The organism is Nocardiopsis sp. TRM 82005 (assembly GCF_056312425.1).
Genome location: NZ_JBWDTQ010000004.1, coordinates 1 through 12585, shown reverse-complemented (window position 1 = coordinate 12585; position 12585 = coordinate 1). Strand labels below are relative to the sequence as shown.

The window sequence follows — 12585 nt, the reverse complement described above, 5'->3', positions numbered from 1 at the left end:
CAGGGGGCGGGTGGGGTGGCCAGGCGGCCCCCGGAGCACGGGTGGCCACCGGGGCGCTCCTGTCCGCGCCCCACGGCTGAGGACGGCGCGCGGTTACGCTCCGCCCTGGCCCTCCCGGACGAGGTGGCGCAGCTCCTGGACGGCGAACCACATCAGCTCGTGGTCCTCGGCGGCTCCGGATGCGGGGTCCGACGCGGCCCCCGCGATGTCACCGGCGGCGTCGGCGTCGTCCACGTGGGCCGAGGCCAGCTTCTTGTAGGGGACGGCGGCGGTGACCTTCACACGGACGGCCCCGTCGCCCGCGCGGCCCCCGCGCTCGACCACGCGGTCGGGCATGTCCGCTGCGAGCACCACCCGGCGGCGGGGCGCGCCTGGGTCGGCGGCCAGCAGCGCCAGGGACTCCTCCGCCGCGGCGTACATGGCCTCGTATCCGGCCTCCTCGGCGTCCTCGTCAGGACCGGGGTCGGCCGCGAACGCGGTCAGCGGGACGCCTTCCAGCCGCCCCTCCTCCAACAGGCGGGCCAGAGCTGGGATGGTGCTGGGCAGGAAGACGTACATGCGAGCGACTCTCCGGGACGTGGTGTGAACACGTCAATTGTGCCAAATCAGGGCCGCCCCGGCGCCCCGGCGCGGGGCCGGGGAGGGGCGGCGCCGCACGGGTCAGGCCACCCGGCGGTCGGGCGCCGGGGGCGCGCCGTCTCCGTCCGGTGCCAGGAACCGCTCCAGCTCCAGCCGCGTGGTGGCCGCGTCGGTGTGCAGGATGCCGGTCATACCGAGCCCTTCGGCGGTACGGACGTTGTGCTCCAGGTCGTCGATGAACACGCAGTCCTCGGGGTTCAGGCCGAGCCGCCGACAGGTGTGCAGGTAGATGCGGTGCTCGGGTTTGCGCATCCCCACCTCGCCGGAGATCACCACCGTGTCGAAGGTGGCGTCGAAGTGCTCACGCGGGTAGCAGTTGCCCCAGGAGTTCGACAGCAGGGCGGTGCTGGCACCGACGTCCCTCGCCTCGCGCAGTGCCTCGTACATGTCGTGCACCGGATCGAAGTTGCAGAACATGCGGTCGATCAGCCCCTCGGCCACCACCGGGCCGCCGTGCGTGCAGCGCAGCACGGCCGCGAGCTCGCGCTCGAACTCGCAGGTGTCGATCTCGCCCCGCTCCAGCGCGTGCACGGGGTTGTTCCCGTTGAGGCTGTCGTCGAAGTAGGGCCGCATGACCTCCTGGTAGTGCTCGGCGTCGATGCGGTCGGCGCGCAGCCAGGCCAGGATGCCCTCGCGCAGGGGCGGTGTGAGCACACCGCCCCAGTCGCAGATGACCCCGCGTCGGTTGCCGTCCATCCGATCCCCTCCTTGGCTTCGGTGGTCGTGCGCGTCCGTTCGGACGACCGCCCGCTCCTCGGTCGCCCGAGGGGTCGGGCGGGCAACGGTTCTTCCCGTTCCCCGCCCGTTTCAACCTTCGGAGGGCCTGGACGGCCCCGTCCCGGATCAGGTGGTCAGACCGGTTCCGGCCTCCACGTCGGCCCCGGGGATGTCCACCGGCAGCTTCCCGGAGGGCTCCACCCGGCCCGCGATGACCCGGGCCGCGGCCGTCCTGGACACGTCCACGGCCGAGTAGACGGCCAGGAAGGCCTCCACGTCGGGGAAGGCCTCCAGGTCGTAGGGGCCGCCCTGGGAGACCACGATCACCGGGGGCCCCTCTGTGCGCGCGGACTCGACCAGGCTGCGCTGCGCCTGGGATCCGCGGGCTCCGTCGGTGCCCACGACGATGGCGTCGGCGACCCCGTCCACCACGTTCATCCCGCCCTCGGCGAGGGCGGCGGACAGCCCTTCGGAGCCCTCTCCCCGCACGCTCACGCTCGTGCCCTCGGCGAGCGGCAGCAGGTCGTCCTCGTTGCGCACCAGGGTCACCGAGGCGTCCGCCACGCGCTGTGCGGCCTCAGCGTGCGCGGGATCCTCCAGGACGGCCTTGGCGCCCTCCGCGTCCACCGGATCGGCCTCCAGGACCCCACGCTTCTCCTTGAGCGTCAGGACCCGCAGCACGGACTCGTCGACGCGCTCCTCGGTCAGGCGGCCCTGCTCGACGGCCTCGCGGATCGCGGACACCGCCGCGGCGGGGTCCGGCGGCATGAGCAGCTGGTCCACTCCCGCCTCCAGGACGCGCACGGCGATCTCGCCGTCGGAGTGGCGCTGGCGTACGCCCTCCATGTTGAGGGCGTCGGTGGTGACCACGCCGTCGTAGCCCAACTCGTCGCGGAGGATCCCGTCGATGAGCGCCGGGGAGATGGTGGCGGGCTCGGGGTCCTCGCTCCCCTCCAGCTGCGGCATCAGTACGTGCGCGGTCATGATGGCGTCGACGCCCGCGTCGACGGCCGCCTGGAACGGCGGCAGGTGCTCGGCCTCCCAGCGGTCGCGCGGCAGGTCGATGACGGGCAGGCCGCTGTGGCTGTCGACGTCGGTGTCGCCGTGGCCGGGGAAGTGCTTGACCACCGAGACCACGCCGTTCTCCGAGTAGGCGTGCGCCTCGGTGACGGCCATCTCCGCGACCAGGTCGGGGTCGGAGCCGAAGGAGCGAATGCCGATGACCGGGTTGTCGGGATCGGTGTTGACGTCGGCGTCGGGCGCGTAGTTGAGGTTGATGCCGAGGGCCGCGAGCTCGGTGGCGGTGGTGGAGGCCCGCAGGGCTGCCAGTTCGGTGTCCCGGGTGGCGCCGACGGCCATGGCGTCGGGGAAGCGGGTCCCCACCGGCAGCCGGACCACGAGGCCCTGCTCCTGGTCGATGCCCACGAAGAGGGGCACGCCCTGTCCCTGCTCCGCGGCGAGAACCTGCACGCCCGACGACATGGTGGCGATCTGCTCGGCGTCGCTGAGGTTGGCGTCGAAGTAGATGAGTCCGCCAGGACGGTAGGACTCGATCTGGGCGGCGTTGTCGGCGGCCGAGGTGCCCTGGGCGGTCAGAACGAGGAGCTGGCCGATCTTGTCGTCCAGGTCCATCTCGGAGAGCAGTTGGGGCGCGAGCACGGGCTCGAAGGGCTCTGCGCTGGCCGACGGCTGGGGTTCGCGGTCCTCCTGCGAGGAACCCACCTCCTCGTTGGTGCATGCTGTGGCGATCAGGGCGAGCCCCGCGCAGGCCGGGGCCAGGGCATGCGGGACGGACAGTCTCATAGCGAGTCTCATCTTCCGGCGGATCGTGGGTTCGCCGCCGGAGAATACTCCTTTTCGGAGTTCGGAGCGCCTGTCGCCACCGTGAGGGGCGGAAACCGACGGAAAAAGCGGCCGAGCCGCTGGGCGGCGCGACCACCCTCCCGACGGCCGCTCAGGCCCAGGTGAAACGGCCGCTCAGGCCCAGGTGAAGAGGGGGTCCCCGTGCTGGACCAGGCCGTCGGCGATGTCGCCGAGCACGTCGGAGGACGCGTCCATCGCGACCACCGGAACGACCGACGGCCGCCCCTGGGCCGCGACCGTCCCCGGCGACCAGCGGACCACCGGGGTGCCCGCCTCGACCTCGTCACCCTCGGCGGCGAGGAGTGTGAACCCCTCCCCCGCCAGCTGGACGGTGTCGATGCCCAGGTGGACGAGCACGCCTCGGCGGTGGTCGGGCGCCATCACCACGAACGCGTGTGGATGCAGTTTCACCAGGGTGCCCCCGATCGGGGACACGGCGTCCTGGACGCCCTCCTGTCCCCCCTCCTGGCCGGGCTCTGGATGGATGGCGATCCCGGGGCCGACCATGGACTGGGAGAACACGGGGTCGGGCACCGTCTCGAGGGACAGTGCCGTTCCGGATACGGGGGAGAGTACGCGCAACGCGCCGGTCGTGTCTGGCATGGGGGACCTCTTCCCTCCCAGAGGGGCTTCATACGCCCGGGAGTACCTGGTGTGCTGGCCGCGGGCGTCGTCGGTGCGGGGTGGGGCCCGGTTCCCGTGGACCTTGCACTCTTGACGTCCTCCCCGGGGTGAACCCCGGGGATTCCCACAGCATCGCGGCTGTAGGCGCGGTGCGCCTCGCGGCGCCCGCCGGTTCCTGTGTAGCGAGCCTTGGGCGCCGGACTCGCTACAAGTACAAGGCCGACGGCGCGAAGGCCGGGCCGGTGCGCCCTTTCCGGTCACGGACCTAGGGAGTGTTTTTTAGAAGGCTTTCGGATCGGTGAGCGGCCGTCCGGGCCGTCTCTCGCAAGACGATGTGCGAAGTTCAGCCTGGTCGTGCTTCACGAGCGCAGAGGCGTAGCGAGAGGCAGCCCGGTGGACGCGAGCCCGAAATGATGCAAAAAACACGACCTAGTCGAGCAGGTCCTGGATGTCGTCGGTGAGGGAGTCGGCCTCGGGGCCGACCACCACCTGGACGACGCTGCCCGAGACCAGGACCCCGTGGGCGCCCGACGCCTTGAGGGCCTTCTCGTCCACCAGGCCGGGGTCGGCCACCTCGGTGCGCAGGCGGGTGATGCAGGCCTCGATCTCCTCGATGTTGCCCGCACCGCCCAGCCCGGCGACGATCGCCGCTGCCTTGTCCGCCATGTGTCCTCCGTGCTCTGCCATGGAACGGGGGTGTCCCCGAGGCCTGAGGCGAGCTTATGGGTGGCGCAGCGCACACACCAGAGCCTGTGGCCGAACGGGGTGTTGAATTCTCGGGTCCGTCCCGCACGTCCGGGGCGGCGCCTGGCACCGACGCCGCCCCGGACGTGCGTCAGGCGGTCTGGGTGACCTTGTTCAGACCGCGCGGGACGTCGGGGTTGTAGCCCAGCCTGCGGGCCAGGCGCTCGGTGAGCAGCTGGGTGGGGACGATCAGGTTCATCGGGGACACCCACTCGGGCACGTCCGGGACGGGAACGGACAGGTCACTGGCGGCTTCCAGGGCGTCGCCGCCGCCGAAGCCGAAGACGGGTGCGCCCGCGGAGCGGACGCGTTCGGCGAGGGAGACGGTGCCCTCCAGGGTCGGTCCGGTGGGGGCGGCCACCAGCAGGGCGGGGGTGCGCGGGTCCACGACGGCGATGGGGCCGTGCAGCAGGTCCGCGTAGGACAGGCCCATGGCGTGGAGGTAGCAGGCCTCCTTGAGTTTCAGGGCGGCCTCCAGGGCGCTGGAGAAGGCCATGCCGCGCCCGGAGATGACCGCTCCCTGCACGGCGACCATCCGCTCGACGATCTCCTCCAGGGAGTCGTTGGGAGCCGCGAGGGTCTCCTCGATGCCGTCGGATACCCGGGTCAGGTCACCGGGATCCAGGTCGGCTCCCAGGCCCAGTGCCAGAACGGCGAGAGCGGCCAGTTGGGTGTTGTAGGTCTTGGTGGCGGGCACCGCGACCTCGTTCCCGGCGCGGGTGACCAGGGCGACGTCGGCCTCCACGGCCAGCGGGGAATCCGCTCCGTTGGTGACCCCGATGGTGCGGGCGCCGCAGTCGGCGGCCCAGCGCATGGTCTCGACGATCTCCTCGGTCCTGCCCGACTGGGAGATGGCCACGGCCAGGACCCCGGACAGGTCGATCCTGGCGCCGTAGGCGGTGGCGATGGAGGGCGAACCCAGGGTCGCCAGGCGGCCGGTGTGCGCCTGGAGGAGGTAGCTGCCGTAGACCGCCGCGTTGTCGGAGGAACCGCGTGCGATGAACAGCACGTGCTTGGTGGAGCGGCCCAGGGCCTCGATCTCGGATCGTAGCGGCAGCAGTTCGGCGAAGGTGCGGCGCAGCGCCTCCGGCTGCTCGGCGATCTCGGAGCGCATCACGCTCGTCGTGGTGGTCATGGAGGCCTTCCCCTGTGTGAGGCGTTGACGGGCGGTGGGTGGCGGACGGGCTGTGTACCAGGCTGCCCGTGCCGCGCTCCGTTCACTGGGGGCCGCGCCGGGCGCTCTTCGGGTCGGGGGTGAACACGCCTTCCCGGTCTGCCCTGGTGACAGCACGAACCGCCTGCTGTTAGGTGGATTGACACTCGGACGGTGCTGTGGTCTAGTCCGGACTATACCAGTTATGTCCGGCTTGTCCCGGAGAGCCCAGGACCCCCGCGACCCAAAGCGTGGACGGACCGTCCCGCGCTAGGGTCGAACGCCAGCTCCACCCGCCGACCGAGAAGGCCGCCCGCTCCATGTCGATCGATCCCAGCAACCCGCTGCCCAAGTACAGCCAACTACGTGACCTGATTCTGGACTGGATCACCGATGCCGGGCTGGGCGTGGACGACATGATCCCCTCCGAACGGGAGCTCAGCGCCACCTACGGACTCTCGCGGATGACCGTCCGCCAGACCATCGACCTGCTGGTGTCCGAGGGGCGGCTGTACCGGGTCCCCGGCAAGGGGACCTTCATCGCCCGCCCCAAGATCGAGATGTCCCTCGTGCTGGCCTCCTTCAGTGAGGACATGCGCACCCGCGGCTTCGAACCCGGAGCGCGCGAGCTGATCCGTCAGGTCATCCCGGCGAGCGGGCACACCGCCCGCATGCTCGACATCGCGCCGGGCACCCTGGTGCACCACATCGAACGCATGCGTACCGCCGACGACGAGCCCATGGCCGTGGAGAGGTCCAACATCCCCGCGGCCCTGGTTCCGGGTCTGGAGGACTTCGACCTCGCCGAACGCTCTCTGTACGAAGTACTGGAAAACGAGTTCGACATCCTGTTGGATTCCGGGGAGCAGACCATCGAGGCCGGGATCTGCGACTCCGCCGACTCACGGCTTCTCGGCCTGCCCGCTGGAAGCCCGGTGCTGGTGATGCAGCGCCGCAGCTTCACCAAGGGACAGTGCGTGGAACTGGCGCTGTCCACCTACCGCGCCGACCGCTACCAGCTGCATTCCCGGCTGGACCCGCGGCGGCACGGCGACTGACGCCCCGCGCCCACGAGGCGCGTGTCCGAGGGAGGACCCCCCACCATGAGTTCGGACCAGACCCCCGCAGCAGCCGCACCGGAGCCGCCCGGAGACACCGCGAGGGGGGTGAAGCGCCCCTCCTCCGCCCTCGCCCTCCTCCAGAGGCTCGGCCGCAGCCTGATGATGCCGATCGCGGTGCTGCCCGCCGCGGCGATCCTGCTCCGCCTCGGCCAACCCGACCTGCTCGGTGCCGACGGCTTGGCCGGATTCTCCGGGATGGGGTGGATGGAACCGGTCGCGGGCGCCGTCGGCACCGCGGGCAACGCGGTCTTCGAAGCCCTCCCCCTGCTGTTCGCCATCGGTGTGGCGATCGGTTTCGCCAAGCGCGCCGACGGATCGACCGCGTTGGCCGCGGTGGTCGGCTACCTGGTCTTCGACCGGGTCGCCACGTGGACGATGGTGACGTTCGACGGACCCGCCGGAGACCTGGGGTCACGGCTGACCACCTATCCCCTGCCGGTCGATCCGGTGACACGGGAGCCGGTGACCGACCCGGAGGCCGTGAACGCGGTCATGCCGGTCATCAACCACGCGGTGAAGAACCCGACCGACGTGCTCGGCGGTATCGCTGTGGGCCTGGTCGCGGCCCTGCTGTGGCAGCGCTACCACCGGATCAAGCTGCCGACCTGGCTGGGCTTCTTCGGCGGCCGCCGGTTCGTACCGATCGTGACGGCGCTGGCCGGCCTGCTGATGGGCGTGGCACTGGGCCTGGTCTGGCCGGTCGTCGGCGGATGGATCCAGGACCTGGGCGAGGGCATCATCGGCGCCGGTGCACTGGGGGCGGGCGCCTACGGCGTGATCAACCGCCTCCTGCTGCCGATGGGCCTGCACCACGTGGTGAACTCGTTCATCTGGTTCGTGTCGGGCACCTACACCGGCCCCGACGGTGCCGTAACGCACGGCGAGATCACCCGGTACTTCGCCGGGGACCCGGACGCCGGCGGCCTGCTGTCCGGGTTCTTCCCCGTGCTGATGTTCGGCCTGCCCGGTGCGGCGCTGGCGATGTGGCTGACGGCCCACAAGGAGCGGCGGGCACAGATCGGGTCGATCATGATCCCGGCGGCGCTGACCGCGTTCGCGACGGGCATCACCGAGCCGGTGGAGTTCGCGTTCATCTTCGTGGCCCCGGCCCTGTTCGCGGTGCACGTGGTGCTTACAGGTGTCTCGATGGCGATCCTGAACGCGCTGGACGCCCATCTGGGCTTCGGGTTCTCGGCGGGCCTGATCGACCTGCTGTTGAACGCGACGAAGGAGAACACGACCGGACTGGGACTGATCCTGTTGCTCGGGTTGGCCTACTTCGCGCTCTACTTCGGGATCTTCTACGTACTCATCACCCGGTTCAACCTGCCCACGCCGGGCCGCGAGCAGGACCCGGACGAGCCGGGCGAGACCGTACGGGTGCACACCGATACCAACACGGGCGAGGAGCCCCCGGGCCCGGAGGACTCATCGGACGGCCGTTCCGGACCGGGATCCTCGGGCTGAGCACCGGGGCTTCCCACCGGCCGGGATCCGGTCCGGCGGTGCGGAGCCCCTTGGAAAGCTGAGGCGGAGCGGAAGGGGATCGCGCCCCCTTCCGCTCCGCCGGGGCCTACACGGCCCGGTGCCTACTTGACGGCCGGGTCACCGTGGCACTTCTTGTACTTCTTGCCGGAGCCGCACGGGCAGGGCGAGTTGCGCGCCGTACCGGCGTACTCGTCGGTCGTCTCGCTGTGCTTCTCGACGGTGCCGTCCTCGCTCGGCGCGGAGTACTGGAGCTTGTCGGGCTGGCCTTCGCCGAAGCCGGGGACGACCAGGTCCTCGACGGACCCGGACTCCTCCACGGGCGGGGCGGCGTCCTCGGCCTCCTCGGGCTTCTCGGTCGTCTCGACCTTCTCGGCCCCCTCGTCCTCCACGGCGGTCGCGACGGCCGTGGCGCTGGCGGAACCGCTGACGGCGGCGGCGGCGGTCTGCGCCGCGGCCGCGGGGGAGAGCGTGGACTCCTCCTTCTTGCGGACCTGGACCTCGACGTTGAAGAGGTAGCCGACCGACTCCTCCTTGATGGCCTCCAGCATCTGCTGGAACATGTCGAAGCCCTCGCGCTGGAACTCGATCAGCGGGTTGCGCTGTGCCATGGCGCGCAGCCCGATGCCCTCCTGGAGGTAGTCCATCTCGTAGAGGTGCTCACGCCACTTGCGGTCCATGACCTGGAGGATGACCCGGCGCTCGACCTCGCGCATGGCCTCCTCGCCCAGCTCCGCCTCGCGGGCCTCGTAGGCGGTGTTGGCGTCCTCCACGATGCGGTCGGCGATCATCGCGGTGGTCAGCGTGTGCAGGTCACCGTTCTCCTCGATGAACTCGTCGACGGTGAAGCTGACCGGATAGATCTGCTTGAACGCCCGCCAGAGCCTGTCGAGGTCCCAGTCGCTGGGGTCGCCGCTGGCGGTCTCCTCCACGACGTAGCCGCGCAGGACCTCCTCCAGCATGCTGATGACCTGGTCGCGCAGGTTCTGGCCCTCCAGGACCTTGCGGCGCTCGGCGTAGATGACCTTGCGCTGCCGGTTGAGGACCTCGTCGTACTTGAGGACGTTCTTGCGGATCTCGAAGTTCTGGGTCTCGACTTGGCCCTGCGCCGAGGCGATCGCCTTGCTGACCATGCCGGACTCGATGGGCTGGTCGTCCGGGATGTTCAGCTGGTTCATGAACGCCTCGAGACGGCTGCTGTTGAACAGGCGCAGCAGGTCGTCCTGAAGGGACAGGTAGAAGCGGGACATGCCAGGGTCGCCCTGACGGCCGGAGCGGCCGCGCAGCTGGTTGTCGATACGCCGGGACTCGTGCCGCTCGGTGCCGAGCACGTACAGACCGCCCGCCTCGACGACCTGCTCGTGCTCCTCCTCGTAGTCGGCCTTGGCCTTCTCCAGCGCCTCGGGCCAGGCCTCCTCGTACTCCTCCGGGGTCTCCAGCGGGCTCAGGCCGCGGTTCTGGAGCTCCTCGTCGGCGAGGAAGTCGGGGTTGCCGCCCAGCATGATGTCGGTACCGCGACCGGCCATGTTGGTGGCGACGGTGACCGCACCGAGCTTGCCCGCGCGGGCGATGATCGAGGCCTCGCTGGCGTGGTTCTTGGCGTTGAGGACCTCGTGCGGGACACCCTCGCGCTTGAGCATCCGGGACAGCAGCTCGGATTTCTCGACGCTGGTGGTACCGACCAGGACGGGCTGACCGGCCTTGTGCCGCTCGGCGATGTCCTCGGCGAGCGCCTGGAACTTGGCGTCCTCGTGCTTGTAGACGACGTCCTTGACGTCCTCGCGGATCATCGGCTCGTTGGTGGGGATGGGCACCACGCCGACGTCGTAGGTCTGGGAGAACTCCGCCGCCTCCGTCTGGGCGGTACCGGTCATACCGGCGAGCTTCTCGTAGAGGCGGAAGTAGTTCTGGAGGGTGACCTTGGCGAGGGTCTGGTTCTCGTCCTTGATCTTGACGCGTTCCTTGGCCTCGATGGCCTGGTGCATGCCCTCGTTGTAGCGGCGCCCGGCCAGGACGCGGCCGGTGAACTCGTCGACGATGAGGACCTCACCGTCCTTGACGATGTACTCCTTGTCGCGCTTGTAGAGCTCCTTGGCCTTGAGCGAGTTGTTGAGGAAGCTGATGAGCGGGGTGTTGACGGCCTCGTAGAGGTTGTCGATGCCCAGCCAGTCCTCGACCTTGGCCACACCGGACTCGGTGATGCCGACGGTGCGCTTCTTCTCGTCCACCTCGTAGTCGTCCTCGCGTTTCAGGCGCGGGGCGATCTTGGCGAACTCGGAGTACCAGCGGGAGTTCTGCTCGGAGGGGCCGCTGATGATCAGCGGGGTCCGGGCCTCGTCGATGAGGATGGAGTCCACCTCGTCGACCAGGGCGAAGAAGTGCTCGCGCTGGACGGTGTCCTTGAGCGAGAGCGCCATGTTGTCGCGCAGGTAGTCGAAGCCGAACTCGTTGTTCGTACCGTAGACGATGTCGGCCTGGTAGGCCTTGCGGCGGGCGGCCGCGCTCATCTGCGGGCTGATGACGTCGACCTCGAGGCCGAGGAACTGGTAGATGCGGCCCATGTTCTGGGCGTCGCGCCGTGCCAGGTAGTCGTTGGTCGTGATGACGTGGACGCCCTTGCCCGAGAGGGCGTTGAGGTAGACCGCGAGAGTACCGGTCAGGGTCTTGCCCTCACCGGTCTTCATCTCAGCGATGTTGCCGAGGTGAAGCGCAGCGCCGCCCATGACCTGGACGTCGAAGTGGCGCTGGCCCAGGGTTCGCTTGGCCGCCTCGCGGACGGTCGCGAAGGCCTCTGGCAGCAGGTCGTCCAGAGACTCGCCGTCCTCGTAGCGTTCCTTGTACTCCTGGGTGAGCTCGCGCAGCTCCTCGTTGGTGAGGTCGACGTAGTCGTCCTCGAGCGAGTTGACCTGGTCTTTCAGTTTGCTGAGCCGGCGCAGGATCTTTCCCTCACCCGCGCGCAGGAGCTTGTTGAGTATCCCTGGCACTTCCTATGCGCTCCTCGCAGATCGCGGTTGGCTCCACGCACGTGGAGATCAGACCTAGGCCCGCTGACCGCTTTTCCGTGGCCGCGGAGGGCGGCGGGGGTTCCTGGGCCCTCGGGCCTACATCCTAGATGACGCGAACCATACGCCCGCCCTCTCGGAAGAGAGGTCCGCTCGCACGTTTCCCAATGAGGAACGAATGAAACCAACCGATATGTTCCCGCACGTCACAGACGGGGTAACCGGGCGTGTGGAGGACGGGAGAACCCGCGGAGTACCGGGTACCGGGTACCGGTGAGGGCACCGTCCCGAGCGCGTGTGCCGGGTGCTTCCACACCCTTTTCACACAGTTCCTGATGCCTCTCCGATTTCGTGGGTAGTGACTTGACAGGAGGTCAGACCGCGGCCGAACGGCCGCGGCCCGTCGAACGCGAATGTGTTCCCAGGGGGGATCACCATGCGAGCGAGCAAACGGAAGAAGGCCCCTGAGACTTCTGAGGCCCCCGAGACGAGCAGGACTGGTGATACCACTGAGTCTGGCGGAGCAAGGGAAACAGCGAAGTCCGGCCGGAAGAGAACACCGCCTCCGCGCAGCCCGGTTGAAGTCTTCGACGACATGATCGAGCGCAGGAAGCATCCGACGCCGGACCCCGAGGACGAGAATGATCCGGGTCTGGCCTGGGAGGGGGAGCACCCCGACGGAGACAGCCGGTTCGGCCGGATCCAGGGATTCCAGCGCCAGGGAGGCAGCCTCGCGCCCAGCAACGCCCACCGCGGGCGTCTCAGTTCCTGGGTGGCGGTGCTGTTGGCCTGTGTCGGGTTCACCGTGGGTGCCTTCGGCATCGTCCTGGGGATGTCCACGGTTCTTCTGGTGATCGCCGGAGTCCTGTTGCTCGCGGCGGGCGTCGTGGCCATGGCCTTCGACATCATGAGCGATGTCGTCCTCGACTCGCCCCGCACGGAGTCCGAGGAGCCGCACGGCACCCCGCTGCACCGGATCAAGAACGACAGCACCGAGCAGTCCGACTGACCACGCGGACCGGAGAGGCACAAGGCCGCGGCGGGCCCTTCGGGGTCCGCCGCGGCCTTGTGTCGGCAGAGGGGCGTCCGAACAAGGGGGACCCCGCGCCGCAGGCTCACCGTTGAGGGTGGTGGAGGGCGACGAAGAGGGCCAGGCCGGAGCCGCAGGCTCACCGTTGAGGGTGGTGGAGGGCGACGAAGAGGGCCAGGCCGGAGCCGCAGGCTCACCGTTGAGGGT

The 12585-nt window shown here is 69.5% G+C and carries 10 protein-coding genes; 3 read left to right on the top strand and 7 right to left on the bottom strand.

The window, feature by feature from the left end; all coding sequences use genetic code 11:
- Positions 1-93: 93 nt before the first annotated feature.
- From AC0T5L_RS01425 to AC0T5L_RS01400, 6 genes are all read right to left on the bottom strand, one after another.
- Complete coding sequence (locus AC0T5L_RS01425; protein WP_476163484.1) at positions 94-558, bottom strand: DUF6912 family protein; 465 nt, start codon at positions 556-558, stop codon at positions 94-96.
- 102 nt (positions 559-660) lie between these two features.
- Complete coding sequence (locus AC0T5L_RS01420; protein WP_476163483.1) at positions 661-1335, bottom strand: HAD family hydrolase; 675 nt, start codon at positions 1333-1335, stop codon at positions 661-663.
- Between the two features lie 147 nt (positions 1336-1482).
- The gene (locus AC0T5L_RS01415) at positions 1483-3159 is read right to left on the bottom strand and encodes a glycoside hydrolase family 3 protein (RefSeq protein ID WP_476163482.1); all 1677 of its coding nucleotides are present in this window, start codon (positions 3157-3159) and stop codon (positions 1483-1485) included.
- A gap of 174 nt (positions 3160-3333) precedes the next feature.
- Complete coding sequence (locus AC0T5L_RS01410) at positions 3334-3822, bottom strand: PTS sugar transporter subunit IIA (protein ID WP_476163481.1); 489 nt, start codon at positions 3820-3822, stop codon at positions 3334-3336.
- Between the two features lie 450 nt (positions 3823-4272).
- On the bottom strand, positions 4273-4509 hold the full coding sequence (locus AC0T5L_RS01405) for a PTS sugar transporter subunit IIB (RefSeq protein WP_476163480.1): 237 nt from the start codon (positions 4507-4509) through the stop codon (positions 4273-4275).
- Positions 4510-4678: 169 nt separating this feature from the next.
- Positions 4679-5722, bottom strand: coding sequence for an SIS domain-containing protein (locus tag AC0T5L_RS01400; RefSeq protein ID WP_476163479.1), 1044 nt, complete (start codon positions 5720-5722; stop codon positions 4679-4681).
- A gap of 338 nt (positions 5723-6060) precedes the next feature.
- Between AC0T5L_RS01400 and AC0T5L_RS01395 the strand changes: the two genes are divergently transcribed.
- On the top strand, positions 6061-6798 hold the full coding sequence (locus AC0T5L_RS01395; protein WP_476163478.1) for a GntR family transcriptional regulator: 738 nt from the start codon (positions 6061-6063) through the stop codon (positions 6796-6798).
- A gap of 45 nt (positions 6799-6843) precedes the next feature.
- Positions 6844-8328 (top strand): PTS transporter subunit EIIC, encoded by a 1485-nt coding sequence (locus AC0T5L_RS01390; RefSeq protein ID WP_476163477.1) that lies wholly within the window; start codon positions 6844-6846, stop codon positions 8326-8328.
- A 122-nt stretch (positions 8329-8450) separates the two neighbouring features.
- Here AC0T5L_RS01390 and secA read toward each other — a convergent pair whose 3' ends face one another.
- Complete coding sequence (secA, locus tag AC0T5L_RS01385) at positions 8451-11330, bottom strand: preprotein translocase subunit SecA (protein ID WP_476163476.1); 2880 nt, start codon at positions 11328-11330, stop codon at positions 8451-8453.
- A gap of 613 nt (positions 11331-11943) precedes the next feature.
- Here secA and AC0T5L_RS01380 point away from each other — a divergent pair.
- The gene (locus AC0T5L_RS01380; protein WP_476163475.1) at positions 11944-12357 is read left to right on the top strand and encodes a phage holin family protein; all 414 of its coding nucleotides are present in this window, start codon (positions 11944-11946) and stop codon (positions 12355-12357) included.
- The last annotated feature ends 228 nt before the right edge of the window (positions 12358-12585 follow it).